The 23,735-nt window shown below is 72.2% G+C and carries 19 protein-coding genes and 2 pseudogenes; 12 read left to right on the forward strand and 9 right to left on the reverse strand.

All coding sequences use genetic code 11. The features are described 5' to 3' along the window. Positions 1 to 3: 3 nt before the first annotated feature. A complete protein-coding gene (locus A3Q37_RS23290) occupies positions 4 to 768 on the reverse strand; it encodes an IclR family transcriptional regulator (RefSeq protein WP_065487572.1) in 765 nt (254 codons plus the stop codon). Next, positions 765 to 1,859 (reverse strand): sugar kinase, encoded by a 1,095-nt coding sequence (locus A3Q37_RS23295; protein WP_065487573.1) that lies wholly within the window; start codon positions 1,857 to 1,859, stop codon positions 765 to 767. Before A3Q37_RS23295 ends, A3Q37_RS23290 begins: the two co-directional genes overlap by 4 nt. Positions 1,860 to 1,950: 91 nt before the next feature. On the opposite strand from A3Q37_RS23295, the gene A3Q37_RS23300 reads away from it, so the two are divergent. Next, positions 1,951 to 3,318 (forward strand): alanine racemase, encoded by a 1,368-nt coding sequence (locus A3Q37_RS23300; RefSeq protein ID WP_176711490.1) that lies wholly within the window; start codon positions 1,951 to 1,953, stop codon positions 3,316 to 3,318. 33 nt (positions 3,319 to 3,351) lie between these two features. Further along, the gene (locus tag A3Q37_RS23305) at positions 3,352 to 4,977 is read left to right on the forward strand and encodes an amidohydrolase family protein (protein ID WP_065487575.1); all 1,626 of its coding nucleotides are present in this window, start codon (positions 3,352 to 3,354) and stop codon (positions 4,975 to 4,977) included. Positions 4,978 to 5,014: 37 nt separating this feature from the next. Here A3Q37_RS23305 and A3Q37_RS23310 read toward each other — a convergent pair whose 3' ends face one another. Further along, on the reverse strand, positions 5,015 to 5,872 hold the full coding sequence (locus A3Q37_RS23310; RefSeq protein WP_065487576.1) for a siderophore-interacting protein: 858 nt from the start codon (positions 5,870 to 5,872) through the stop codon (positions 5,015 to 5,017). 90 nt (positions 5,873 to 5,962) lie between these two features. Here A3Q37_RS23310 and A3Q37_RS23315 point away from each other — a divergent pair, with 90 nt between their 5' ends. Then, on the forward strand, positions 5,963 to 6,784 hold the full coding sequence (locus A3Q37_RS23315; protein WP_065487577.1) for a TetR/AcrR family transcriptional regulator: 822 nt from the start codon (positions 5,963 to 5,965) through the stop codon (positions 6,782 to 6,784). Between the two features lie 42 nt (positions 6,785 to 6,826). Here A3Q37_RS23315 and A3Q37_RS23320 read toward each other — a convergent pair whose 3' ends face one another. Both A3Q37_RS23320 and A3Q37_RS23325 read right to left on the reverse strand, forming a co-directional pair. Beyond that, positions 6,827 to 7,693 (reverse strand): serine protease, encoded by an 867-nt coding sequence (locus tag A3Q37_RS23320; protein WP_065487578.1) that lies wholly within the window; start codon positions 7,691 to 7,693, stop codon positions 6,827 to 6,829. Positions 7,694 to 7,817: 124 nt separating this feature from the next. Continuing rightward, complete coding sequence (locus A3Q37_RS23325) at positions 7,818 to 8,210, reverse strand: helix-turn-helix domain-containing protein (RefSeq protein WP_065487579.1); 393 nt, start codon at positions 8,208 to 8,210, stop codon at positions 7,818 to 7,820. Between the two features lie 101 nt (positions 8,211 to 8,311). Here A3Q37_RS23325 and A3Q37_RS23330 point away from each other — a divergent pair, with 101 nt between their 5' ends. Then, positions 8,312 to 9,130: an NAD(P)-dependent oxidoreductase gene (locus A3Q37_RS23330; RefSeq protein ID WP_065487580.1), complete on the forward strand. Its 819-nt coding sequence runs from the start codon at positions 8,312 to 8,314 to the stop codon at positions 9,128 to 9,130. Between the two features lie 76 nt (positions 9,131 to 9,206). Here the strand turns inward: A3Q37_RS23330 and A3Q37_RS23335 are convergent, their stop codons facing one another. Beyond that, positions 9,207 to 9,542 carry a hypothetical protein gene (locus A3Q37_RS23335; RefSeq protein WP_065487581.1) on the reverse strand — a complete coding sequence of 112 codons (336 nt, stop codon included), beginning with the start codon at positions 9,540 to 9,542 and terminating at the stop codon, positions 9,207 to 9,209. 218 nt (positions 9,543 to 9,760) lie between these two features. Here A3Q37_RS23335 and A3Q37_RS23340 point away from each other — a divergent pair, with 218 nt between their 5' ends. From A3Q37_RS23340 to A3Q37_RS23370, 7 genes and pseudogenes are all read left to right on the forward strand, one after another. Further along, positions 9,761 to 10,573 (forward strand): arylamine N-acetyltransferase, encoded by an 813-nt coding sequence (locus A3Q37_RS23340; protein WP_065487582.1) that lies wholly within the window; start codon positions 9,761 to 9,763, stop codon positions 10,571 to 10,573. 226 nt (positions 10,574 to 10,799) lie between these two features. After that, positions 10,800 to 12,011: a pyridoxal phosphate-dependent aminotransferase gene (locus tag A3Q37_RS23345; RefSeq protein ID WP_065487583.1), complete on the forward strand. Its 1,212-nt coding sequence runs from the start codon at positions 10,800 to 10,802 to the stop codon at positions 12,009 to 12,011. An 81-nt stretch (positions 12,012 to 12,092) separates the two neighbouring features. Further along, on the forward strand, positions 12,093 to 12,500 hold the full coding sequence (locus tag A3Q37_RS23350) for a hypothetical protein (RefSeq protein ID WP_065487584.1): 408 nt from the start codon (positions 12,093 to 12,095) through the stop codon (positions 12,498 to 12,500). Positions 12,501 to 12,716: 216 nt separating this feature from the next. Further along, positions 12,717 to 13,832: a hypothetical protein gene (locus A3Q37_RS23355; protein ID WP_079137954.1), complete on the forward strand. Its 1,116-nt coding sequence runs from the start codon at positions 12,717 to 12,719 to the stop codon at positions 13,830 to 13,832. Between the two features lie 53 nt (positions 13,833 to 13,885). Next, the gene (locus A3Q37_RS23360; protein WP_065487586.1) at positions 13,886 to 15,106 is read left to right on the forward strand and encodes a toxic anion resistance protein; all 1,221 of its coding nucleotides are present in this window, start codon (positions 13,886 to 13,888) and stop codon (positions 15,104 to 15,106) included. Continuing rightward, complete coding sequence (locus tag A3Q37_RS23365; protein ID WP_065487587.1) at positions 15,103 to 16,722, forward strand: VWA domain-containing protein; 1,620 nt, start codon at positions 15,103 to 15,105, stop codon at positions 16,720 to 16,722. Before A3Q37_RS23360 ends, A3Q37_RS23365 begins: the two co-directional genes overlap by 4 nt. 61 nt (positions 16,723 to 16,783) lie before the next feature. Beyond that, a pseudogene (locus tag A3Q37_RS23370) lies at positions 16,784 to 17,377 on the forward strand (hypothetical protein); the annotation flags it as partial. Between the two features lie 312 nt (positions 17,378 to 17,689). Here A3Q37_RS23370 and A3Q37_RS23375 read toward each other — a convergent pair. Further along, the gene (locus tag A3Q37_RS23375; RefSeq protein WP_065487588.1) at positions 17,690 to 19,513 is read right to left on the reverse strand and encodes a phosphoenolpyruvate carboxykinase (GTP); all 1,824 of its coding nucleotides are present in this window, start codon (positions 19,511 to 19,513) and stop codon (positions 17,690 to 17,692) included. Positions 19,514 to 19,733: 220 nt separating this feature from the next. Here A3Q37_RS23375 and A3Q37_RS23380 point away from each other — a divergent pair, with 220 nt between their 5' ends. Continuing rightward, positions 19,734 to 20,426 (forward strand): hemolysin III family protein, encoded by a 693-nt coding sequence (locus A3Q37_RS23380; RefSeq protein ID WP_065487589.1) that lies wholly within the window; start codon positions 19,734 to 19,736, stop codon positions 20,424 to 20,426. A gap of 70 nt (positions 20,427 to 20,496) precedes the next feature. On the opposite strand, the gene A3Q37_RS23385 is transcribed toward A3Q37_RS23380, so the two are convergent. Together A3Q37_RS23385 and A3Q37_RS38365 are read right to left on the reverse strand one after the other, a co-directional pair. After that, positions 20,497 to 22,518 (reverse strand): thioredoxin domain-containing protein, encoded by a 2,022-nt coding sequence (locus tag A3Q37_RS23385; RefSeq protein ID WP_065487590.1) that lies wholly within the window; start codon positions 22,516 to 22,518, stop codon positions 20,497 to 20,499. 296 nt (positions 22,519 to 22,814) lie between these two features. Continuing rightward, positions 22,815 to 23,354 (reverse strand): annotated as a pseudogene (locus A3Q37_RS38365) (hypothetical protein); the annotation flags it as partial. Positions 23,355 to 23,735 lie beyond the last annotated feature (381 nt).

Here is a 23,735-nt window from a genome sequence, read left to right on the forward strand (position 1 = left end):
TGATCAGGCTTTCTTGGGTCGGTTGGTGCCGGAGCCGGAGTACTCCCGGCTGATGGTCTCGGCGGTGCGCCGGACCAGCGGGAGCAGGGTGAGGAGTTCCTCGGCCGTGACGACCACGTTCGGTGCGGACACCGACATGGCCGCGACGACCCGCCCGTCCGCGCCGCGGATGGGGGCGCCGATGCAGTTGATGGACTCCTCGTGGCCACCGAGGTCGGTGGCCCAGCCCTGTTCGCGGACGACGGCCAGCTCCTTGAGGAAGGCGGCCGCGTCGGGCGTCGAACGGGACGTGTACATGGGGTAATCGAGCTTCTCGGCGATCGCGCGCCGCTCGGGCTCGGTGAGGTCGGCCAGCAGCAGCTTGGCGACGGCCGCGACGGTGATCGCGACGGGCTTCCCGATCCGGGAGTACATCCGGACCGGGTAGCGGCTCTCGACCTTGTCGATGTAGAGGACTTCCTGCTCCTCGTACACGGCGAGGTGGACGGTGTGCCCGCACCGGTCGTTCAGGGCGACCAGGTGGGGGTGGGCGATCTCGCGTACGTCGAGGTTCTCGACGGCCTCCTGCGCGAGGGCGAACAGCCGGGCGCCGAGGCGGTAGCGCTGGTCCTCCTGGCGGTAGACGAGGCCGTGCTCGTGGAGCGTACGCAGCAGGCGCAGCGCCGTGGACTTGTGCACGCCGAGCCGCTCGGCGACCTGGCCGAGGTCGGCGGGTCCCTGGGCGAGCAGCGGCAGGATGCTCAGTGCCCGGTCGACGGTCTGGCTCATGGTGTACGTACCTCCTCGGGGGCCCGGTCGGCTGCGGTCCAGCCGGGGCCGAGACGAAGTCTCCCCCAGGCGTCGTCGTCGAGGGCGACGAGCCGGTCGGCGTGGCCGCGGGCGGGCGGCGGGTCGGCGAGATCGCCGGGCACGGTGAGGGCGGCGGCGGCCATCAGGTGCCCGTGCCGGGCCCGGTCACGGACGGACAGCCCGCGCAGGGTGGCGGAGAGAAACCCGGCAGCGAAGGCGTCACCGGCTCCAACGGCAGCGACGACGTCGACACGGAGGGCGGGGACGTGGGTGACCATCTCAGCCCCTCCGGCGATTGAGGAGCGGGGTCCGGGGCGGAGCCCCGAGGCGAACACCGTCGCGCCCGCGCTCCCCCGCTTCACCACGAGCACGGAAGGCTCCGGAACCGCCCCCCGGATCGCCTCCGCGCCCACGATCCCCCACGCCTCCTCCGCCTCGTCCTCCCCCACGAACACCAGGTCACAGCGGCGAGCCAGCTCCAGCAGCACGGACGCGTCGGCCGGACCACCCCGCCACAGATGCGGCCGATGGTTCACGTCGAACGACACCAACGGGCGCCCCGGCCGCGCAGCCGTCAGCTCCCGCAGCAGCGCCAGGCAGTCACCGGACAGCGCCGCCGTGATCCCGGACAGATGCAGGATCCGCCCCGCGAACAGCTCCTCGTACGGCACGTTCGCCGGCGACATCGCGGACGCCGCCGACCCCGCCCGGTAGTACGCGACCTCGTGCGTGTCGGTCCCCCGGTCCGTGGCCGTACGGAAGTAGATGCCCGTCGGCCGGACCGGATCCCGGCGGACCGCCGACGTGTCGACCCCGTACGACCCGATCGTCTCGACGAGGTGGTCGCCGAACCCGTCAGCGCCGACCCGGCCGACCCAGGCCGCCCGGTGCCCGGCGGCGGCGAGCGCGCAGGCCACATTGGACTCGGCCCCGCCGATCCCGCGCCCGAAGGAGGGCACGTCGGCGAGGCGGCCGGGCTGCGAGGGCAGGAACGTCACCATGGACTCACCGAGACAGACGACATCGGTGGTCGTGGCGGCGACGGCCGTCCCTGCTGCGGGTCCGGACACTGAGGGCTCCTCGCTGATCGGCGTGCGGGCCGGTGGTCACCATTGACCGGGCATCGGCTCGGATGTTAGACAGCGTTGAGCGATATACGCAATGGATGTTGCATATGTTGCAACGAACTTCGAGGAGCTCCCCTTGGCAGCCGAACGCCCCGCCGAAAGCCCCACCGACCGCACCGCGCCCTCCGCCGCGTCCCTCACGGCCTCCCTCGCCGACGAGCTCGTCGATCACCGGTTCAAGGCTCTGCCGCCGGACGCGGAGGGCCTGACCGTCGGGGCGCTGGCCGCCGAGCGCCGCAGTCTCTTCACCGGCGGGTTCACCACCCCCGTGCTCGCGCTCTCCGCCGAGTCGGTGGCCCACAACCTCGACCTCCTGGGGACGTACGCCGAGCGCCACGGCCTCGCGTTCGCCCCGCACGGCAAGACGTCCATGTCCCCGCAGCTCTTCGTGGACCAGCTGGAGCGCGGCGCGTGGGGCATCACGGCCGCCGTGCCGCACCAGGCGCGCGTCTACCGGGCGTACGGGATCGCGCGGATCTTCCTCGCCAACGAGCTGGTCGACCCGGTCGCCCTGCGCTGGCTGGCCGGCGAGATGACGGCCGACCCGTCGTTCCGCTTCGTCTGTTACGTCGACTCCGTGCGCGGCGTCGAGCTGATGGACGAGGCCCTGAGCGCGGCGGGCGCCACCCGCCCGGTCGACGTGGTGGTGGAGCTGGGCGCGGGCGAGGGCGCACGCACCGGGGCCCGTACGGAGGCCGACTGCGCGGCGGTGGCCGACGCGGTGGCGACGGCCGGTTCGCTGCGCCTGGTGGGCGTCGCCGGGTACGAGGGCGAGGTCCCGGACGCCGATCCGGAGCGCGTACGGGCGTGGCTGCGGCGGCTCGTCGCGCTCGCGGCCGCCTTCGACGGCGAGAAGAGGTTCGCCGGCGCCGAGGAGATCGCGATCAGCGCGGGCGGCAGCGCCTGGTTCGACGCGGTCGCGGACGTCTTCGCCGAGATCCCCGAACTGAGCCTGCCCGTCCTGAAGTTGCTGCGCTCCGGCGCGTACGTCTCGCACGACGACGGCCACTACAAGCACCTCACCCCCTTCAACCGCGTCCCCGAGGAAGGGGCCCTGGAGCCCGCCTTCCGGCTCTGGGCGCAGGTCGTCTCCCGCCCGACCGGCGAGCAGGCGTTCCTGAACGCGGGCAAGCGGGACGCGGCGTACGACCTCGACCTGCCCGAGGCGCAGGTGATCCGCTCCGGTCGGGACGGCTCGGTGCGGCCCGCCACCGGGGTCACGGTCACCGGTCTCTCCGACCAGCACACCTGGGTGCGTACGGAGTCGGGGGCCGAGCTGGAGGTGGGCGACTGGGTCGGTCTGGGCCTCTCGCACCCGTGCACCAGCTTCGACAAGTGGCAGCTGATCCCGCTGGCGGAGGCGGACGGCACGGTCATCGACTACCTCCGCACGTTCTTCTGAGCCGTTCCGTCTCCGCTCCCTGAGAGGTCACCCATGGACCTGGTCCTGCGCGACGCGCTCGTCGTCGACGGCACCGGCGAGCCGTCCTGCCGCGCCGATGTGGCGGTGGACGGCGGCCGCATAGCCGAGATCCACCGCGAGGGCTCCCCCGGCCCCCGCCCCACCGCGACCCGGACGGTCGACGCCGACGGGCTCGCCCTCTCGCCCGGCTTCATCGACATGCACGCCCACAGCGATCTGGCACTGCTGCGCGACCCGGACCACAGCGCGAAGGCGGCGCAGGGCGTCACGCTCGAAGTGCTGGGCCAGGACGGTCTTTCGTACGCCCCCGTCGACGACCGTACGCTCGCCGAGGTCCGCCGCTCCATCACCGGCTGGAACGGCGACGGCAGCGACATCGACTTCGACTGGCGCACGGTCGGCGGCTATCTGGACCGCCTGGACCGGAACTTCGGCGGCCAGGGCATCGCGGTCAACGCCGCCTACCTCATCCCGCAGGGCACGGTCCGGATGTACGCGGTCGGCTGGGAGGACCGGCCCGCCACCGACGCCGAACTGGCCCGGATGCGGGAGCTGGTGGACCAGGGCATGCGCGAGGGCGCGGTCGGCATGTCGTCCGGGCTGACCTACACCCCCGGGATGTACGCGGACGACGCCGAACTCACCGAACTCTGCCGGGTGGTGGCCCGCCACGGCGGCTACTACTGCCCGCACCACCGCAGTTACGGGGCCGGTGCGCTCGAAGCGTACGAGGAGATGGTGCGGCTGACCCGCACCGCCGGCTGCGCCCTCCATCTCGCCCACGCCACCATGAACTTCGGCGTGAACAAGGGCAGGGCGCCCGACCTCCTGGCCCTCCTGGACGGCGCGCTCGCCGCCGGGGCCGACATCTCGCTCGACACCTACCCGTACACCCCGGGCTGCACAACGCTCGTGGCCATGCTGCCGAGTTGGGCGAGCGAGGGCGGTCCGGAGTCGGTTCTGACCCGGCTCGCGGACCCGGCGAGCGCGGAGAAGATCCGGCACCATCTGGAGGTGCTGGGCTCGGACGGCTGCCACGGGGTGCCGATCGAGTGGGACACCATCGAGATCTCCGGCGTCAGCGCGCCGCATCTCGCGGAGTACGTGGGCCGTACGGTCGAGGAGTCGGCGCGGCTGCTCGGCGAGGAGCCCTGGGTGACCGCGCGGCGGCTGCTCACCGAGGACCGGCTGGGGACGACGATCCTCCAGCACGTGGGCCATGAGGAGAACGTGCAGCAGATCATGCGCCACCCGGTGCACACCGGCGGCAGCGACGGCATCCTCCAGGGCGACAAGCCGCACCCGAGGGCGTACGGCACGTTCCCGCAGTATCTGGGCCGGTACGCCCGGGAGTTGGGGATCCTCTCGCTGGAGGAGTGCGTGGCCCATCTGACCTCGCGCCCGGCCACCCGGCTGCGGCTCGCGGACCGGGGACTGGTGCGCGAGGGCTACCGCGCGGACCTGGTGCTGTTCGACCCGGACACGGTGGCGGCGGGCTCCACGTTCGCGGAGCCGCGCACGCTGCCGGTGGGCATCCCGCACGTCCTGATCGACGGCCGCTTCGTCATCGAGGATGGCAAGCGGACGTCGGTCCTGGCGGGCCGGGCGGTCCGGGGAGCGGGGGCCACGGCGACCTGAGCCCTACGAAGCTCCCGCCGCCCGCCACCCGGAGCCCCTACGAAGACTCCGCAGCCTCCGCAGCCCGTTCCGCCGCCCAGGCGAGGTCCTCCTCCGTGGGGGCGCCGTCCTGGGTGAGCGCGCGCCGCCAGTAGCCGCTGAACTCGACGGCCGCCTTGGGTAGTTCACGGTCCTCGACCAGGTGGCGGCGGAGCGCGCGGACGGCGGACGCCTCGCCCGCCATCCAGGCCGCGTCCACCCCGTCGAGGTCCGCTCCGGCGTCCCGTACGGCGTCCGCCAGCGAGCCGCCCCGGTCGCGGTGCACCCAGCGGACCTCGGCTCCCCCGGCCGCCGACGGCAGCTCCCGTTCCTCCGCCGCGTCCGCGACCTCGGCGTACACGACGGCCCCGGTTCCGGGCGGCAGCGCCTCCAGCACCGTGGCGATGGCCGGGAGCGCGGTCTCGTCCCCGGCGAGCAGCATCCGCCGGGCGGCGGGCAGGGGCCGGGCATAGAGGGAGGACGGTCCGACCATGCCGAGGACGTCGCCGACCCGGGCCGCCGCACCCCAGCGGGAGGCGGGTCCGCCCTCGCCGTGCAGCACGAAGTCCACGGCCATCACGTTGCGTTCGCGGTCGTACGAGCGGACGGTGAAGCTGCGCATCCAGGGCCTCTCCGCCTCCGGGACCGCGAGGTACGCCTCGTACCACCGCATGCCGTACGGGTCCTCGGCGTCCCGCTCCGGCAGCCGGGGCACGGTCTGCCCTGCGCGCGGCAAACAGAGCTTCATCTGCTGGTCCGGGCGGTCCTCCATCAGCCCGGGCAACTCGTCGGCGGTGAAGCCGATCCTCGCCGTCCCGGGGGTGACCCGCTCGACATCCACGACCCGTACGTAGGTGACCGGCAGCGCCTGACCCATCGCGATCCGACCCCTCTCCCGTGGAGCTTGATACCTTACGGCGTAATGAATTACCCGCCGGACGTTACTTTACGACGTAAGGAGTCGCAAGTGGTGGTCTTCGCCGGGCAGGGCGACCCGCGCCGTTCCCTCTCCCTCCTGTGGCGCGCGGACGCCCCGACGCCGACGCGCGGCGGCCCGGGGCCCAAGCCCCGGCTGAGCGTGGACGCGATCGTGGCGGCGGCGGTGGCGCTCGCGGACGAGGAGGGGATGGCGGCGCTGTCGATGCGCGCGGTCGGCGACCGGCTCGGCCGCACGGCGATGGCGCTCTACACCTATGTCCCCGGCAAGAGCGAGCTGCTGGACCTGATGTACGACGCGGTCCACGCCGAACTGCCCACGCACTACGGGGAAGGGGAACAGGGTGACTGGCGGGCGGCGCTCACCGCCTGGGCCGGGGAGGTGCTGGAGTTCTACGTCCGCCACCCCTGGGTGCTCCAGGTCTCGCAGGCGCGTCCGGTGCTGGGGCCGCACGAGTACGCGGGGCTGGACACGCTGATCACGCTACTGCGGGCGACGGGCCTGCCGGCCGGGGTGGTGCGGCGGCTGGTGGGGACCCTGTTCCCGTTCGTCCGGGGCTCGGCGCAGGCGGTGGCCGACGCGAGGCTGGCCACTGCGGCGACCGGGAGCTCCGACGAGGAGTGGTGGGCGGCACGCTCGGCGGCCCTGCTGGAGCTGGTCCCCGACTTCGCGGAGCGCTTCCCGGCGGTGAGCGGCCTGGAGGCGGAGGGGCCGGTGGAGCCGTATCCGGGAGCGGCCCCCGAGGGCGGCGAGACGGTGCCGTATCCGGAGCGGGAGGCCCGCGAGACGTTCCGGGTGGGGCTCGGGGTGCTGCTGGACGGAATCGAGGCGGCGCGCGCCGGACGGCCCTGACCGGGGCCAGGACCGCCCGGCGCGCCCATGCGGTGGCGGCGGCTACGGCTTGGGCAGCGCGCAGCCCTCGCGGTCGAGGTCGATCTTGTTGCCGGTCCCGATGCACGGGACCATGGTGTACGTCTGCTGGGCGTAGTTGATGCCCTCGCGGACGGTCACGTTGCCGTTCTCGTCGACCTCGCACGGGTTGTTGTCCGTGCACTCCTGGCCGTTCTCGTTGCCGGTGTTGTTGACGGCGACCACCTTGCCGGTGGCGTCGTCGATCACCGGCGAGCCGGACGTACCGCCGATGGTCTGGCACTCCGGGGTGTAGCGGACCGAGTCCTTCCAGGTCCACCGGCCTTCCTTGAGCTGGTGGACGAAGCCGTCGATGTCGCAGCTGTAGGTGCGCTTCCAGTAGCCGGAGGCGACCGTGATGGCGGTGCCCGCCGTCGGGTGGGCGGTCTCCAGCTCCAGCGCCTGGATGCCGTAGCTGTCCTCGATCTGCTGGTAGGTGCTGGTGAGTTCGTAGAGCGAGAGATCGGTGTCGGTCATGGTGCCGTAGGCGATCTTGCTCGCCCGCAGCGTGCCGACCCCGCTGCCCGAGGCGTTGAGCAGGGTGAACGTCCGGGAGGACGGCTGGTCGATGACGACCTCGCCGGGGCCCGGGAAGCCGGACTCCATGCAGTGCCCGTTGGAGAGCACGAGGGCGGGGTCGGTGGGGGCGGAGTCCGGCGAACGGACCACGGAGCCCGAACAGTTGCTGAGCGCGACGGTCCCGGCGAAGGTCACGGCCTTCGCCTCGGGGGCGGTCTCCTGCGCCTGGGTCTGCGTCCGGTCCTGCGGTGCGGGTTCGGCTGCGACGGCGGGCGCGACACCCGCTCCCAGGAGCAGGGCAGCAAGAAACGCACCGACGAGAGGCTTGTTCATGTGGGGGGTACCTCCAGTGATGCCAAGGGCCGGAGATCTTCCGGCTTTTGACATGCGCATGTTGGCGCAGATGCCAGGCCATCACAAGGGGTCAATTCCGGCCGCGGCTCCGGCGGCCGCCGGCTCAGCCCCGCACGGGCTCGGCGGCGGCCTCCGCGCCGGGCTCCGCCTCGCCCGGCTCCTCCGCGCCCCGGTGGACATGGGCGCGCCCCCACGCCCCCAGCGGTTCCAGGGCCGCGTTCAGCGAGAGGCCCAGCGGGGTCAGCGAATACTCCACGCGCGGCGGCACCTCGGCGTACACCTCGCGGTGCGCGATGCCGTCGTCCTCCAGCTCCTTGAAGTGCGAGCTGAGCACCTTCTCGGTCACTCCGGGCACGGCCCGGCGCAGCTCACCGAAGCGGCAGGTCTTCTCGTTCAGCGCCCACAGGATGAGCACCTTCCACTTGCCGCCGATCACCTCCATCGCCGCGTCGATCCCGCAGACGAACGTCCCCGGCCGCCGTACGATCCGCGTCATCGTCCGTCCACCCCTCCCCGCCTGCTCGCTATCCACGAGGTAACCACCCACTCCGGAGTGCGTACTTGTTGCCGCCGGAGCCTTCGACCAGCCTAATCGCCATGTCCGACAACACCGTTGCTTCCGCCGCACCCGCCCCTCTCACCCTGCTCGGCCTCGGTTCGATGGGCGCCGCGCTCGCCCGCACCTGGCTCGCCGCCGGGCACCCCCTGACCGTCTGGAACCGCAGCCCCGGCAAGGCCGCCGAACTCGCCGCCGCCGGGGCGCGGGTGGCCGCGACGGCGGCAGAGGCGGTGGCCGCGAGCCCGCTCGTCGTGACCTGTCTGCTGGACGACGCCTCGGTCCGCGAGGCGCTGGCGGAGGCCGACCTCACGGGCAAGGACCTGGTCGACCTCACCACCTCGACCCCGGCCGAGTCGCGGTCCCGGGCGGCCTGGGCGAACGAGCGCGGCGCCCGCTTCCTGGACGGCGGGATCATGGCCGTACCGCCGATGATCGGGGTGCCGGAGGCCGGGGGCTATGTCTTCTACAGCGGCTCCCGCGAGGTCTTCGACGCCCACCGCGCGGTGCTGGCCGTGCCCGTCGCCACCCGGTACGTCGGCGCCGACCCGGGTTTCGCCGCGCTCCACGATGTGGCGCTGCTCAGCGCGATGACCGCCATGTTCGCCGGGGCCCGGCACGCGGCGGCGCTGGTGGCGGACGCGGGGATCGACCAGGAGGAGTTCGGCACGCTGGTCGCGGAGTGGCTCACGGCGATGGCCCCGGCGACAGCGGCGTACGCGGGCGGGCCCGTGCCCGACGCCCCGACCAGCGCGGCCGTGGCGGAGGCGGGGGACGCGGCGCTGCTCCGTACGGCGGAGGAACAGGGCGTCGGGACGGCGCTGCTGGTCGCGTCGGCGGGGGCGATGACCGGCATGTGACGGTCATCCTCACGCGCCGGGCGGACCGAGGCACGCGACGGACCCGGCACGCCCTTCCGCCCCGGGCCTGTCCGGGTCAGGCTTCCGCCTCCGTCGCCGCGGTCTCCTTGGCGTACGTCACGGCCTGGAGCAGCGTCAGTCCGGGCTCGGCCCGCCGCAGGAGCCTTATCGCCTCCAGGGAGTCCGCCGGGCCCTCGTGCCCGGCGGCGTCGAGCCGCTGACGCACCCATCGGCCGCGCAGCTCCGCGTCCGGGCGCCCGGCGGACTCCTCGGCCAGCGCGAGGGCACGCTCCAGCCCGGGGCGCTCGGCGTCCGGGGCGCTCTCCAGCGCGCTCCGCAGCGCGGCGACGAGATCGGGGGCGTCGCGGACGACGAGAACGGCGAGGGGCTGGGGCTTCCGGAACAGGCTCATGATCCACTGCTACCCGGGCCGGCCCGGCTCGCACAAAAGTTGAGCAAGATCTGAGCCCCCGCCCGGACCGGGACCTCGCGGGCCTCCGCCTCGGTCGTTCCGGGCCTCGGTCCCGGGCCTCGGTCCCGGGCCTCCGTCCTGCGACCGAGGCCCTTCGGTCGCGCACGTCGGTCCGCAGCCCGAGGCGCGCCCGTACCCCGGCTGCGTACGGTCGGCGTATGACACTCGACCTCGACGCGTACTTCGCCCGCATCGGCTGGACCGGGGAGCCCCGCCCCACCCTGGAGGTGCTGCGGTCCCTGCATCGGGCCCACCTGTTCGGCATCCCGTTCGAGAACCTGGACGCCGTCCTCGGCTCCGCCCCGTCCCTGGCGATCGACGACCTGGAGGCGAAACTCGTACGCAGCGAGCGCGGCGGATACTGCTACGAGCACAACACCCTCTTCTCCACCGTCCTGCGGCAGCTCGGCTTCCCCGTGACGCTGCTGGTGGCCCGGGTGCTGCTGGGCGCGGCTCCGGGCGACATCCGGCCGCGTACGCACATGCTCATGCAGGTGGACGTGGAGGGCGAGCCGCACCCCTGTCTGGCGGACGTCGGCTTCGGGGCGACCGGCGCCCTGGTGGAGCCGATCCCGCTGGTGGAGGGCGCGGAGGTCTTCGACGGCCCGCGCCACCACCGGCTCGTGCATGTGGCGCACGACGGGCCGCTGCCGATGTGGGAGCTCCAGGCGGAGAAGGGCGGCGCGTGGGAGTCGCAGTACGCGTTCACCCTGGAGCCGTTCGAGGCGCCGGACTACGAGGTGATCAACTGGCACATCGCGACGCACCCGCGCTCGCCGTTCCGGCAGGCGGTGTACGCGCAGCGCACCCGGCCCGGGACGCATCTGCTGCTGGCCGGGCTGGATCTGGTGGAGACGGCCGACGACGGCACGGTCAAGGAGCGGACGCTGAAGGACGGCGACGAGGCGCTGCGGGTCCTGGCGGACGACTTCGGCATCCGGCTCCCGGAGGGCACGCGACTGCCGGAGTGACGGCTGCGGGCGGTCGCACAGTCCCCCGCGTGGCGCATCTCACCCGTCCCCGCCGCCCACGCCTCCTTTCCAAGCCGCGACGCCGCCCCGACCGGGAGATCCCACGGTCCGGGGCGGCGGCGGGCATGGCGATGGAAGACGGGGCGGGCCGAGGACGCGCCCCGGAGGGAGTGCGCCGGGAGCAATCCCCGCGCACCCCGCGAAACCCCGCCGTAAGCTCGCGGACATGCAGGTCATCCAGTCCACGAAGCTCGCCAATGTCTGTTACGAGATCCGGGGCCCCGTGCTGGAGGAGGCGATGCGGCTGGAAGCGGCCGGTCAGCGCATCCTCAAGCTGAACACGGGCAACCCGGCCGCGTTCGGGTTCGAGTGCCCGCCGGAGATTCTTGAGGACATCCTGCGCAACGTCGCGGGCGCGCACGGCTACGGCGACGCGAAGGGCCTGCTGTCCGCGCGCCGTGCGGTGATGCAGCACTACCAGACCAAGGGCATCGAGCTCGACGTCGAGGACATCTACCTGGGCAACGGCGTCTCCGAGCTGATCCAGATGTCGATGCAGGCGCTGCTGGACGACGGCGACGAGGTGCTCGTACCGGCTCCCGACTATCCGCTGTGGACCGCTTCGGTCTCGCTGGCGGGCGGCACGGCCGTGCACTACCGGTGCGACGAGCAGGCCGACTGGATGCCGGACCTCGCGGACATCGAGCGGAAGATCACCGACCGCACCAAGGCCCTGGTGATCATCAACCCGAACAACCCGACCGGTGCGGTGTACGACGACGAGATGCTGCGCGGTCTCACCGAGATCGCCCGCCGGCACAACCTGATCGTCTGCTCCGACGAGATCTACGACCGGATCCTGTACGACGGCGCGACCCACACCCCGACGGCGGCCCTCGCCCCCGACCTCATGGTGCTGACCTTCAACGGGCTCTCCAAGAACTACCGGGTGGCCGGCTACCGCTCCGGCTGGATGGCCGTCTGCGGCCCGAAGGCGCACGCCACCTCGTACATCGAGGGGCTGACGATCCTCGCCAACATGCGGCTCTGCGCCAACATGCCCTCGCAGCACGCGGTGGCCACCGCGCTCGGCGGGCGGCAGTCGATCGAGGACCTGGTGCTGCCGGGCGGCCGGATCCTGGAGCAGCGGAACACGGCGTACGACCTGCTGACCTCGATCCCCGGGGTGACCTGCGTGAAGCCGAAGGGGGCGCTGTATCTCTTCCCCCGGCTCGACCCCAAGGTCTACAAGATCAAGGACGACCGGCAGATGGTGCTGGACCTGCTGCGGGCCGAGAAGATCATGGTCGTGCAGGGCACCGGCTTCAACTGGCCCGAGCCCGATCACTTCCGGATCGTCACGCTGCCGACGGTCGAGGACCTGACCGACGCCGTGACCCGGATCGGCACCTTCCTGGACGGTTACGGACAGCCGTAGACCGATCACGCTTCCGGATCACAGACAACTTTAGACTCGTTCCAATGTAGGATGGTGGCACGCACCCTCGGGAGGCCATCCATGTACGAGCCGATCCGCAGCCCCTCGGTCCACACCCCGGCCGACGACGCGGGCTTTCCGCACCGCAGCCGTGAGGAGGAGCTGGACATCCAGCTCGCCGGGCACCTGGCCGCCCTCCTCGCGGTCACCGACGAACTGGGCCTGGGCACGGCGGGCGACCGTATCGCCGAGCAGGTGGCCCGGCTGCGCGGCGCCCCGCCCGCCCGGCACGCCGGTCTGACCTCCGCCGCCCCCGCCGACCTCCACCGCCGCGCCCACGCGCTCGCGGGCCGGGCCCTGCTGGTGGCCGCGTCCCGTGCCGACACGACCGCCGCCATCCTCTCCGCCGAGCGGATGGACGCCCACACCGCGGCCCTCGCCGCCCTCGCCGGCTCCGCTCCCTCCGAGCAGCTGGTCGGCGCCCACTGACGGCCCCGGTCCGCGCGCCTCGGAGGCGTGCGGACCGGGCGCCACGACCCCCGGGGCTCCCCGCCCCACCGCCGGTCCGCCACCGCCCCACCACCGGTCCGCTACCGCCCCGCTGCCGTTCCGTTGGCGTTCTGGGATGGCCCCTTCATCTGCCGTCCACCCGACTCGGCCCGGAATGTGGGTTTCCGCGAGCACGCTGCGCGGGTGAGACGCATCGTGGGAATCGTCCTGGCGGTCCTTCTGATCGCCGGTGTGGCAGCGGCCGTCGCCCTGGGCCGCGACAGCAAGGCCGGTGGGGACAGCGGCACGGCCGCCAAAACCGTGCGCGGGGTGATCGGATCGGAGAAGGCCGAGTTCTTCGCCGACCCCGACACCGTGAAAGCCCTCGCGGCCAAAGGGTTCACCGTCCGTACGGAGACCTCCGGGTCCTGGGCGATGGACCGACTGCCCCTGAAGGGCTACGACTTCGCCTTCCCCGGCTCCAAGGCCCCGGCCGACGAGCTGAGCCGGAGCGCCGGGGCCCGGGGCGGACCGCTGCGGCCGTTCTACTCGCCGCTCGTCGTGGTGGCCCACCGCAACGCCGCCGAAGTCCTCGCGGCCAACGGCCTGGCCCGCCTGCGGACGAACGGAACGGGCGACGCTGACGGCGCCTCCAAGTGGGCCACCCAGGGGACGCTGCTCATGGAGCCCTACCTGGCGGCGGCCGAGGACGACCGGACCTGGCAGCAGCTCAAGGGGGCTTCCGGGCATGCCGAGTTGAGCGGCACGGTGTTCATCACGAGCACCGACCCCGTCACCTCCAACTCCGGCGCCCTCTACCTCGCCGCCGCCTCGTACGTCGCCGACGGCGGCCGGGTGGCCGCGGACGCGCGGGCCGTCGAGCGCACCGCACCGCTGATGCGCAAGCTCGTCCAGGTGCAGGGCGCGCAGCAGACGAGCAGCGACGCGCCGTTCCGCGACTTCATCAGCGGGGTCGGCAATCCGCTCGTGCTGGTCTACGAGTCGCAGGTGGCCTCACTCCTGATGGGCAGTCAGCGACAGGAGGTCGGTGACCTCGTCGTCCTCTACCCGGACACCACGGTCTCCAGCGACCACACCCTCGTACCGCTGACGGACGAAGGCCGCGAGCTCGGCGAGCTGCTGTCCACCGACCCCGCGCTGCGGAAGCTGGCGGTACGCCACGGCTTCCGGCCGCAGGGCGCGGCGGCCGAGTTCACCGCCGCCACGGCCGGCCACACCGCCTACATCGACCAGCGGCTGACCGGCGTACGCCAGGCGCCCGTGCCCACCGCGGAGGTGCTGCGCTCGATGGCGCGGCAGGCACGCGGCTGACGACGCCCCGGCCCGCATCCAGCCCAGCTCCCCGCAGTCAGGAGACCTCCACCATGACCCAGCACCCCGGGCCCCCGGACCCCCGGAGGCCGTACGACCCGGCCACCACCCCGCTCGTGCTCACCCCGCCCGCACCCGTCGCCCCCGTCCGCGCCGAGCAGGCCACCGGGCTCGTCCCGGTCGCGGAAAACGTGCGCGCCGACATGCTGCGGCGGGCCGAGGAGTACGTCGACGGGCTCGCCGGACTCGACGCCCGCTCCCCCGAGTTCGGCGCCCGGGTCGCCGAGATCGCCGCGCTCGGGCAGGGCGACATCCGCGGCGCCGCCCAGCAGTCCAACCGGATGCTGGACCGTACCGTCCGCTCGCTGGCCTCCGGCGAGGGCGACGCCCCGGCCCGGGTGGGCTCCTCGCTGGTCGAGCTGCGCCGCACGGTGGAGGACCTCGACCCGCGCGACACCCCGGGGCGCGGGGCGCGGCGGCTGCTGTCGCGGCTGCCGGGCGGGCGCCGGCTGCGTGACCATGTCGCGAAGTACGCCTCCGCCAAGGGCACTCTGGACCGGATCGTGGGCTCGCTCCGCAGCGGGCAGGACGAACTCCAACGCGACAACGCGGTGTTGCAGACCGAGCGCACCCGCCTCTGGGAGACCATGGGCAAGTTGCAGGAGTACGAGGTCCTCACCGCGGCCCTCGCCGGCGTCGTGGAGCGGCGCGTCGCGGAGGCGGAGGCGGCGGGCGACCCGGTGCGGGCGGACGCGCTGCGGGCCGATGTCCTCTTCCCCGTACGGCAGAAGCACCAGGATCTGCTGACCCAGATCGCGGTCTGCGCCCAGGGGTATCTGGCGATGGACGTCGTGCGGCGCAACAACGACGAGCTGATCAAGGGCGTCGACCGGGCGGCCACCACCACCGTGTCCGCGCTGCGGATCGCGGTGATGCTGTCCTCGGCGCTGGAGAACCAGCGCCGGGTGACCGAGCAGGTGCAGGTGCTGCGTACGACCACCGAGGACCTGATCCGGGGCAACGCGGACATGCTCGCCACGCAGAGCGGGGAGATCCAGCGCATCGCGGCCGATCCGGCGGTCGGGGCCGAGACGCTGCGCACGGCGTTCGGCCAGATCTACGCCACGCTCGACGCCATCGATGCGTACAAGGCGCGGGCGACCGAGACGATGGCCGCCACCGTGGCGTCGCTGACCGCCGAACTCCAGGAAGCCGGGAACCGGTTGGAACGGGTCCGGGCGGCCGACACGGCGCTGGACGGGGGCCGCTCATGAGAGACCGCCGCGCCCCGCATGCCCGCCGACCGCCCCGCGCCCGCCGCGTGCTTCTCCCGCTGCTGGCCGCGGCCCTGCTGCTCCCGCTCGCCGCCTGTACGTCCGACCAGGGCACAGGGCAGGGTTCCGACGACGGGCGGGCGCGCACGGGGACGATCCGCGTGCTGGCCTCCAGCGAACTCAGCGATATGAAGCCCCTGTTGGAGAAGGCCCGGGAGGCGACCGGGATCACCGTGCGGCCCACCTGGTCGGGCACGCTGGACGCCGTCGAACGCCTGGCGTCCGGGGACGCGGACGGGTCGTTCGACGCGGTGTGGCTGTCGTCCAACGACTATCTGCGCCTCGACCCGGAGGCGGCCCGGCGGATCGCCTCCGAGACCCCGCTGATGGCGTCCCCGGTCGCCCTCGGCGTACGGCCCGCGACGGTGCGGCGGCTCGGCTGGGACGCCGAGGCGGTCAGCTGGGCGCAGGTCCACCGGGCGGTCGCGGCCGGGGACCTGACGTACGGGATGACCGACCCGAACCGCTCCAACTCCGGTTTCTCCGCGCTGATCTCCATCGCCTCCGGGCTCTCCGGCGCGCAGGCGGCGCTCACCGACGCCGATGTCCGCAGGGCCGGGCCGAAGCTGAAGGAGTTCTTCGCGGGGCAGCGGCTGACCTCCGGCTCCTCCGGCTGGCTGGCCGAGGCGTACGCGCGGCGCTCCACCGTGGACGCGCTGATCAACTACGAGTCGGTGCTGCTGTCGCTGAACCGGGACAGCGACGCCGGGCTGACCGTGATCCGCCCGCGCGACGGGGTGGTGACCGCCGACTACCCGCTGAGCGCGCTCACCGGCGCCACGCCGGAGGCCCGGGACGCCGTACGGACGCTGACCGAGCACTTCCGGTCAACCGCCGTGCAGCGGGAGATCACCGCGCTGACGCTGCGCCGCCCGGTCGTGGCCGCCGCGCGTCCCGCCGATCCGCTCGCGCCCGAGCAGCGTCGCGAACTGCCGTTCCCCGGTACGCGATCGGTGGCGGACGGGCTGCTGTCGTCGTACGAACACCGGCTGCGGCGCCCTTCGCGGACCGTGTACGTGCTGGACACCTCCGGGTCGATGAAGGGCGGGCGGCTCGCGCAGCTGAAATCCGCGCTGAACGGGCTGACCGGCGATTTCCGGGAGCGCGAACAGGTCACGCTGCTGCCGTTCGGATCCACCGTCAAACAGGTCCGCACGCACACCGTCGACCCTGCGGACCCGAAGGCGGGCCCGGCGGCGATCCGGGCGGACGCGGCCGCGCTGACCGCCGAGGGGGAGACCGCGATCTACTCGTCGCTCGCCGCCGCCTACGACCATCTGGGCCCCGACACCGAGTCCGCGTTCACCTCCATCGTGCTGATGACGGACGGCGAGAACACGGCGGGCCGGTCGGCGGCGGAGTTCGGGACGTTCTACCGGGCGCTGCCCGAGGCCAGGCGGGCCACCCCGGTGTTCCCGATCGTGTTCGGCGATTCCGACCGCTCGGAGCTGGAGGCGATCGCCGCACTGACCGGCGGCCGGCTCTTCGACGGGACGAAGGAGGAGGGCCCGGGCTCGCTGGACGGTGCGTTCGAGGAGATCCGTGGCTACCAGTGAGGACGGGGCGGCGAAGAGAACACCGGCCGCCGGTGACGAGGCCCGGGCGAACGGGAGTTCGGTGACGGGCAGGGTCCTCGGCTATCTGGAGTCGGCCCGGAATCTGACCGGGAGCGCGGCGGCCCTCGGCGGGCTGCTCCTCACCTTCGCCGGGTTCGCGGGCGCGTACTGGCCGGTGGTGGTCGGCGGGCTGTACGGGGCGGGCGCACTGCTCGCCCCGCCGCGCCGACCGCCCGCCCCCGCGTTCGAGGAGCCGTCGTCCCGGCTGGACGAGCTGCGGGCCGACCTGGTGACCCTGCGGGCGTACCTGGAGCGGGTGGAGCTGCCGTCGACCGCGGCGGAGCGGCTGGAGGCGCTGACCGGCCTGCTGGAGGGGCTGCTGGCACCGGGCTGGGTCTCGGAAGCGCTGGCGGAGGACCCGGAGGGCGTGCACGTCGTGGCGCGGGCGGTGCGCCGGGACGTTCCGGAGTCGGTCGACGCGTATCTGCGGACGCGGTGGTGGACGCGGCTCGCCCCGGGCGGGCGGGCCCCGGAGGAGGAGCTGGAGCGGCAGGTGACGCTGCTGCACGGGGAGGCGCAGGCCCTGGTGGACGGGTTGCGGGAGGCGGAGGAGCTGCGCCAGCGGTCGCACACGCGGTACCTGGAGGACCGGGGCTACGGCGCGGCACGCGCGGAGGAGCACCCAGGCTTCGGCGCGGCACGCGCGGAGGAGGACCGGGGCGGCTCCACGTATCCGGCGGACCGGGGCGGCACAGGAGCGGCGCGGGCGGAGACGGGGCGGCCCCCGGAACCGTGAGGGGGTTCCGGGGGCCGGGAGGGGTGTCCTTGGTCGGGAACAGGCCCTCCGGGGCTGTCGGCGACGACTGGCGCGACGACAGGCCCCGTACCGCGGCGGATCGTTCGGCCCCACAGGTCAGGGCGGATGTCCGACGGACCCGGCCGCGGAGATTCGGTGGGCGTGCCGGGATCAGCCCAGGCGCTCGACGAGCGCGTGGTACTCGTCCCACAGCTCCTTGGGCGTGTGGTCGCCGAAGGTGTTCAGGTGCTCGGGGACCAGGGAGGCCTCCTCGCGCCAGACCTTCTTGTCGACCGTGAGCAGGAAGTCGAGGTCGGCCTCGGAGAGGTCCAGGCCCTCGGTGTCCAGCGCACCCTTGGCCGGCAGGATGCCGATCGGGCTCTCGACGCCCTCGGCGGTGCCCTCCAGGCGCTCCACGATCCACTTCAGGACGCGGCTGTTCTCGCCGAAGCCGGGCCACACGAACTTGCCCGCGTCGTTCTTGCGGAACCAGTTCACGTAGTAGATCTTCGGCAGCTTGGCCTGGTCCTTGTCGGCGCCGACCTTGACCCAGTGGTTCATGTAGTCGCCCATGTTGTAGCCGCAGAACGGCAGCATGGCGAACGGGTCGCGGCGGAGCTCGCCGACCTTGCCCTCGGCGGCGGCGGTCTTCTCGGAGGCGACATTGGCGCCGAGGAAGACGCCGTGCTGCCAGTCGAAGGACTCGGTGACCAGCGGGACGGCGGAGGCGCGGCGGCCGCCGAAGAGGATCGCGGAGATCGGCACGCCCTTGGGGTCCTCCCACTCGGGCGCGATGATCGGGCACTGTCCGGCGGGGACGGTGAAGCGGGCGTTGGGGTGGGCGGCGGGCGTGCCGGACTCGGGGGTCCAGTCGTTGCCCTTCCAGTCGGTGAGGTGCGCGGGCGCCTCCTCGGTCATACCCTCCCACCACACGTCGCCGTCATCCGTCAGCGCCACGTTGGTGAAGACGGAGTTGCCCCACATGGTCTTCATGGCGTTGGCGTTGGTGTGCTCGCCGGTGCCGGGCGCGACGCCGAAGAAGCCGGCCTCGGGGTTGATGGCGTAGAGGCGGCCGTCCTCGCCGAACCGCATCCAGGCGATGTCGTCGCCGATGGTCTCCACGGTCCAGCCGGGGATGGTCGGCTCCAGCATGGCCAGGTTCGTCTTCCCGCAGGCGGACGGGAAGGCAGCGGCCACGTACTTCGACTCACCACGCGGCGGCGTGAGCTTCAGGATGAGCATGTGCTCGGCGAGCCAGCCCTCGTCGCGGGCCATGACGGAGGCGATGCGCAGGGCGTAGCACTTCTTGCCGAGCAGGGCGTTGCCGCCGTAGCCGGAGCCGTACGACCAGATCTCGCGGTCCTCGGGGAAGTGCGAGATGTACTTGGTGGTGTTGCAGGGCCACGGGACGTCCTCCTGGCCCTCCTCCAGGGGTGCGCCCAGGGTGTGGACGGCCTTCACGAAGAAGCCGTCGGTGCCCAGCTCGTCCAGGACCGCCTGGCCCATGCGGGTCATGGTGCGCATGGCGACGGCGACGTACGCCGAGTCGGTGATCTCGACGCCGATGGCGGAGAGCGGGGAGCCGACGGGGCCCATGCAGAAGGGCACGACGTACATGGTGCGACCGCGCATGGAGCCGCGGAAGATGCCGTTCTCCCCGGTGAAGATCTCCCGCATCTCGGCGGGGTCCTTCCAGTGGTTGGTCGGACCCGCGTCCTTCTCCTCCTTGGAGCAGATGAACGTACGGTCCTCGACGCGGGCGACGTCGCTCGGGTCGGACGCGGCGTAGTACGAGTTCGGCCGCTTGATCTCGTCCAGCTTGGTGAACGTGCCCTTGGCGACGAGCTCCCCGCACAGGCGCTCGTACTCGGCCTCGGAGCCGTCGCACCAGACCACCTGGTCCGGCTGGGTGATGGCTGCGATCTCGTCGACCCAGGAGATCAGCTCCTGGTGGTGGGTGGGGACAGTGAGGGGAGCCGCGATGTCGCGCGCCACGATCGCTCCTTGAAGAGGGTGTGTGTTGTCAGGTGCCCCGTGGGGGCTGCGACCCGGATGCTTCGTACCCTTCGATCCCCTGGCGCTCATCCGGTGCCGACCGCACTCATTTGATCATCCGACCGTTTCGCCCATCTGTCCAGGGGGCCTCACACGTGAGCATTGCCACTCATGTGCGCCCCATAACCACTACCTACGGTGGCGTAGGTAGCATGCGGGCATGACTGACGCAGCCGCCGACGCCACGACCCCGGCCCCTGTCGCACTCGACCCCACCCCCGTCAAACCGCGGATGCGCGGCTGGCTGCACGCCGGAATGTTCCCGGCGGTCCTGGTGGCCGGGATAACCCTGATCGCGCTGACCGACAGCACGACGGGCCGGATCGCCTGTGCCGTCTACGTCCTCAGCGCCTGCCTGCTGTTCGGCATCAGCGCGGTCTACCACCGCGGCACCTGGGGGCCGCGCGGCGAGGCGGTGCTGCGCCGCCTGGACCACGCGAACATCTTCCTGATCATCGCGGGCACCTACACCCCGCTGACGCTGCTCCTGCTCCCCGAGTCGACGGCCCGCCCCCTGCTGTGGGCGGTCTGGGCGGCCGCGGTGGCGGGCATCGCGTTCCGGGTGTTCTGGGTCGGCGCGCCGCGCTGGCTCTACACCCCGTGCTACATCGCGATGGGCTGGGCGGCGGTGTTCTTCCTGCCGGACTTCATGCGGGCGGGCGGCATCGCGGTCCTGGTCCTGGTGATCGTGGGCGGGGTGCTCTACAGCGCGGGCGGCGTGATCTACGGCATGAAGAAGCCGAACCCGTCGCCGCGCTGGTTCGGCTTCCACGAGGTCTTCCACTCGCTGACGCTGGCGGCGTTCATCGCGCACTATGTGGGCATCTCGCTGGTGGCGTACCAGCACGGATAGACGCTAACGGGGTTACGCACGAGGGGCCGGCCGCACGAGACGACCGGCCCCTCACCGCTGTCCGCGGGCGTCACCCGCCCAGCTTGGCCGCCAACTCCCCCGCATCCGTCGTCGGCGCGTCGCAGACGAAGTGGCGGCAGACGTACGCGGTCGGCGCGCCGCCCACCAGCGGCCGGTCCACCAGCAGCGAGAACTCGGCCCCGGCGCCCGGCCCCTCCCCGGCCGCGACCACCGCGCCCGGGGCTCGCCCGAGCAGGGCCGTACGGTGCAGCTCACCGCCGACGGGTCCGGCCACGGCGACTTCGCGGGGCCCGTCGAGCAGCGCCTCGGCCACGGCGAGGCCCCAGCCGACGAACCGGGGGACGCGCGGCCCCAGCGCCTTCACCACACCGAGCGCGCCCTCGGCTGCGGTGCGATGGGCCTCGGACCCGGTGTAGGCGGCGTACGAGAGCAGCGCACCGGCGGCGGCGGTCCACCCGGACGGGGTGGCGCTGTCGGTCGGATCCTGGGGCCGCCGGATGAGCTGCTCGGCGTCATGGGCGGTGTCGTACAACTGTCCGCCCTCGCCCGTGAACTGCTCCAGGACGATGTCCAGCAGAAACCCGGCGAACTCCAGCCAGGCGCCCTCCCCGGTCACCGCCGCCAGCGCGAGGAAGCCCTCGGCGACATCGCCGTAGTCCTCCAGCACTCCGGCGTTGTCCCCGGCGCGCCCGTCCTTGGAGGTACGGGTCAGCCGGGCGACGTCGCCCAGATGCACCCGGACGAGCAGATCGGCGGCCTCGGTGGCCCGCTCCACGAGGTCGGGCCGGTCGAAGAAGGCGCCGGTCTCGGCAAGGGCGGCAATAGCAAGCCCGTTCCAGGCGGCGACGACCTTGTCGTCCCGCCCCGGGTGCGGCCGCTCGTCACGGGCGGCCAGCAGCCGCGCCCGTACGCCGGCGACGCGGGCGGCATCGACGGGCCCCGCGTCCCCCGGCAGCCGGAGCACGGAGGCCCCTTCCTCGAAGGTCCCGTCCTCGGTCACCCCGAAATAAGCTGCGGCGAAGGCGGCATCGTCCTCCCCGAGCACCTCACGCAACTGCGCGGGCGTCCACACGTAATAGGCGCCCTCGACATGCTTGCCGTCCGCGTCCTCGCTGTCGGCATCCAGCGCGGAGGCGAACCCGCCCTCGGCGGTCCGCAGTTCCCGCACCATGAAGTCGGCGGTCTCCAGAGCGATCCGCCGGGCCTCGTCGGACCCGGTGGTACGCCAGAGATGGGCGTAGACACGGCACAGCAGAGCGTTGTCGTACAGCATCTTCTCGAAGTGCGGCACGATCCACTCCCGGTCCACGGAGTACCGCGCGAACCCGCCGCCGAGCTGGTCGTAGATCCCGCCGCGGGCCATCGCCGTACAGGTGTCGGCGGCCATCTGAAGGGCCCCTTCGGCCCCCGTACGGGCGTAATGCCGCAGCAGGAACTCGATGGCCATGGACGGCGGGAACTTGGGCGCACCCCCGAACCCGCCGTACTGCTCGTCGTACTCCCGGGTCAGCCCGAGCAGAGCCTGAGCGACCTCCGACTCCCCCGGCACCCCGTCCCCACCGTGAACCAGCGACCGCCCCGCAAGATCACCGACGATCCGCCCGGCAACTTCGGCAACCTCGTCCCTGCGGTCGGCCCAGGCAGCGGTGACCCCTTCCAGAACCTGCTGAAAGGAGGGCGAGCCGTGCCGGGGCTCGGGCGGGAAGTAGGTCCCGAAGTAGAAGGGTTCGGCATCCGGCGTGAGAAACACGGTCATCGGCCACCCGCCGTGCCCGGTGGCGGCCTGAACGGCCTCCATGTACACGGCGTCGACGTCGGGCCGCTCCTCCCGGTCGACCTTCACGGGCACGAAGTGCGCGTTGAGGTAGGCGGCGATGTCGTCGTCCTCGAACGATTCGTGCGCCATGACGTGGCACCAGTGGCAGCTGGCATACCCGACGCTGAGCAGCACGGGCACATCCCGCTTCCTGGCCTCCTCGAACGCCTCGGGCGACCAGGGCCACCAGTCGACGGGATTGTCGGCGTGCTGGAGGAGATACGGCGAGGTGGTCTGCGCAAGTCGGTTGGCCATGCCCCAATCCTCGCGCACCGGTCCCCGCGACGAGGGTGCGCCACGGGGCGGGGCGGGAACGGGCAGGTGGGGCGGGTGGGCGCTGCCGGAGCCGAGCAGTCCGGCATCGGCGGACAATAGGCGACCCCAGCAGCACCAGCTCCTGGAGGAGGTACACCGTGACCACCGACAGGGTGGTGCCCGGCGAGGAATCGCCCGCGGCAGCGCGTGGTCGAGACTTCGCAGACGTCACTGGCCCGCGGCAGGCCGATCGCGTCATTGAAGGCCTCGCCACGGTCGTGCCCGCCCTGCCCGTCGTCCTCCCAGCAACACACCAGGCACGTCTCATTCGCCCCGCGTGTTTCCATGGTCAGGTAGCCGCGGCACGGGCAGGCATACGGCCACTCTCTGCCCCGAGCACGATGTTGGACCTCTGCGGGTTGGCGCCCTGATCGTCGCTGGTCACGCTGCCACAGGTAGCAGCATTCACCGAAGATCAGCACAGTCAGAGGTTGAACGCCACCATGAAATATGCACGGCACTCTTGTGCCAGGGTTGCGGAGGCGCTGCCACCACAGCCATCCGGCCCTTCGCGCTCCCACCGGCCGACCTGACCACCTGCATCGCAGAGGTCTCTCGGGTCGATCCCGCCTGCCGGGTGTTCCGGCTGTCGCCACCGAGCGGGAGTTCAAAGCCGCTCGTCGCGCGCTGTTCGGGGACGAGAACGCCCAGCATGTCGATCGGGGCGCTTGTCCTGGTGTCTGCCTGACCGTCGTCGAAGCTGTGCGCGGAGCGACGTACGCCGTCGGGTGCAGGCGGACGCCGTCGGGGACCAGGGCGCGCGGCCCGGTCGACACGACGGTTATCGGCCAGCCCGAAAGCCGCCGATGTGACCGACAACCGTACGGGCGCGTTCACCCCGCCGCATCAGGGCCGTCGTGGGCTCGGCACCGGAGACCGAGATCCACCAGCAGTTGCGCGCAGATCGCCACCTGATGAAATAACCCACCTACACGTTCACGGGAATTAATTTCGGCCAATCCCCGATGGCATGTTTACGATGCCACCCAGAATCACTCAGTCCACATAAATGGCGATCCTGTAAAGTGATCCAGCTCACAAAGTTGAGGGATTGACCCGGCCATTTCTGTGACCCTATGTTGATTTGCGTTCACTAATTCACGGAGGGAGGTGTTTACAAATGTCGGACAAGGACTTCATCGCTTCGCGCGACGAGA

It is taken from the genome of Streptomyces sp. PTY087I2, from assembly GCF_001687325.1.
Taxonomy (GTDB): domain Bacteria; phylum Actinomycetota; class Actinomycetes; order Streptomycetales; family Streptomycetaceae; genus Streptomyces.

What these genes read in the sequence shown, in the direction of transcription:
- A3Q37_RS23385 (WP_065487590.1), bottom strand. Translation starts at nt 22,518, where the DNA reads ATGGCCAACCGACTTGCGCAGACCACCTCGCCGTATCTCCTCCAGCAC.
- A3Q37_RS23365 (WP_065487587.1), top strand. Translation starts at nt 15,103, where the DNA reads ATGAGAGACCGCCGCGCCCCGCATGCCCGCCGACCGCCCCGCGCCCGC.
- A3Q37_RS23325 (WP_065487579.1), bottom strand. Translation starts at nt 8,210, where the DNA reads ATGACGCGGATCGTACGGCGGCCGGGGACGTTCGTCTGCGGGATCGAC.
- A3Q37_RS23380 (WP_065487589.1), top strand. Translation starts at nt 19,734, where the DNA reads ATGACTGACGCAGCCGCCGACGCCACGACCCCGGCCCCTGTCGCACTC.
- A3Q37_RS23305 (WP_065487575.1), top strand. Translation starts at nt 3,352, where the DNA reads ATGGACCTGGTCCTGCGCGACGCGCTCGTCGTCGACGGCACCGGCGAG.
- A3Q37_RS23360 (WP_065487586.1), top strand. Translation starts at nt 13,886, where the DNA reads ATGACCCAGCACCCCGGGCCCCCGGACCCCCGGAGGCCGTACGACCCG.
- A3Q37_RS23330 (WP_065487580.1), top strand. Translation starts at nt 8,312, where the DNA reads ATGTCCGACAACACCGTTGCTTCCGCCGCACCCGCCCCTCTCACCCTG.
- A3Q37_RS23345 (WP_065487583.1), top strand. Translation starts at nt 10,800, where the DNA reads ATGCAGGTCATCCAGTCCACGAAGCTCGCCAATGTCTGTTACGAGATC.
- A3Q37_RS23320 (WP_065487578.1), bottom strand. Translation starts at nt 7,693, where the DNA reads ATGAACAAGCCTCTCGTCGGTGCGTTTCTTGCTGCCCTGCTCCTGGGA.
- A3Q37_RS23350 (WP_065487584.1), top strand. Translation starts at nt 12,093, where the DNA reads ATGTACGAGCCGATCCGCAGCCCCTCGGTCCACACCCCGGCCGACGAC.
- A3Q37_RS23290 (WP_065487572.1), bottom strand. Translation starts at nt 768, where the DNA reads ATGAGCCAGACCGTCGACCGGGCACTGAGCATCCTGCCGCTGCTCGCC.
- A3Q37_RS23300 (WP_176711490.1), top strand. Translation starts at nt 1,951, where the DNA reads ATGGATGTTGCATATGTTGCAACGAACTTCGAGGAGCTCCCCTTGGCA.
- A3Q37_RS23310 (WP_065487576.1), bottom strand. Translation starts at nt 5,872, where the DNA reads ATGGGTCAGGCGCTGCCGGTCACCTACGTACGGGTCGTGGATGTCGAG.
- A3Q37_RS23335 (WP_065487581.1), bottom strand. Translation starts at nt 9,542, where the DNA reads ATGAGCCTGTTCCGGAAGCCCCAGCCCCTCGCCGTTCTCGTCGTCCGC.
- A3Q37_RS23340 (WP_065487582.1), top strand. Translation starts at nt 9,761, where the DNA reads ATGACACTCGACCTCGACGCGTACTTCGCCCGCATCGGCTGGACCGGG.